The 1,184-nt window shown below is 65.0% G+C and carries 1 protein-coding gene; it reads left to right on the top strand.

Features of this window, described 5'->3' with window-relative positions; all coding sequences use genetic code 11:
- Window positions 1-1,158 (top strand): IS4 family transposase (locus M3I56_RS40560; RefSeq protein WP_254358661.1); only part of this gene is annotated, 1,158 nt, incomplete at its 5' end.
- Window positions 1,159-1,184: the final 26 nt, after the last annotated feature.

Genomic DNA, 1,184 nt, shown 5'->3' with positions numbered 1-1,184 from the left:
CCCACCGCCTTTACCCGCAATCGCACACTGACGTTGCCGCGCATGGCCGCGATGATGATGTCCGCCATGTGTAGCAGCGTGCAGGCCGAACTCGACTCCCTGTTTGGCATGCTCGGCGAGCACGGCACGCCTACCCGTGCCGTCAGTGCACAGGCCTTCAGCAAGGCGCGCCGCGGGCTCTCGGCCGATCTGTTCGAACTGGCCCGCGCGCGCCTGATTGCACTGGCCCAACCTCATCTCGATTCGATGCGCTGGCACGGTCTGCGCCTGGTGGCCGCCGATGGCAGCCGTCTGCGCGTGGGCACGCGTCGCGGCCATGAACTGTGCGCCGATCACTATGCGTTTGCGCTGTTCCTGCCGGGGGCTGAACTGACCCTGCACGCCGCGCTTCATCCCGCCGACGGCGCCGAGCGGCAGATGCTGTTCGAGGCCCTGGATGTGCTGCAACCGCGCAGCGATCTGCTGCTGCTCGATCGCGGCTACATCGGCAACACGATGGTGGCTGCGCTCGTGCAGCGTGAAATCGCGTTCTGCATGCGCGTCGATGCCCGTAACTGGAAATGCGTCACCGCGTTTGCGCGCAGCGGCGAGGCCGAACGCGTGGTGACGCTGGCCGCGCCCAGCGAGCAGGATGCCCACGACTATGAACTGGCGCGCCTACCCAGCACGGTGCGCCTGATCCGCGACGTTACCCCCAGCGGGCGCGTGCGTGTGCTGATGACTTCCCTGCTTGATGTCCAGCGCTACCGCGCCGCGACATTCGGCGCGCTCTATCATCAGCGCTGGCGCGTGGAGGAAGCGTTCAAACGCCTGAAGCACCGGCTACGGCTGGAGGCCGTCACGGGTCTGGACTATCTGGCCCTGCAGCAGGACTTCGGCGCAAAGATCCTCGCTGACAACCTGTGCACCTTGCTCAGTGACCTGGATGCGCCGCACGAAGAGGCATTGACCAGTCGTCCTAACCGCATCTACGCACTGGGCGCACTCAGGCCGATCCTTGCCGGCTGCCTTCTGCGCATCCAGCGCTGCCTGGACAGCCTCGCCCCGGTTCTCTCGGTGATTCACCGCACCCGATGTCGAATACAGCCGTCACGCTCCTGTCCCAGGCCACCCAGAAAGGCCAAGCCCCATTTCTATCTCGCCTACAAACTCGCGTAATGCGAAGGCTTAAGTTGAGAGCATTG

The organism is Paraburkholderia sp. CNPSo 3281 (assembly GCF_024206515.1).
GTDB lineage: Bacteria > Pseudomonadota > Gammaproteobacteria > Burkholderiales > Burkholderiaceae > Paraburkholderia > Paraburkholderia nodosa.
Note: the sequence above shows the minus strand (reverse complement) of the source record. Positions and strands in the feature narration are given on the sequence as shown.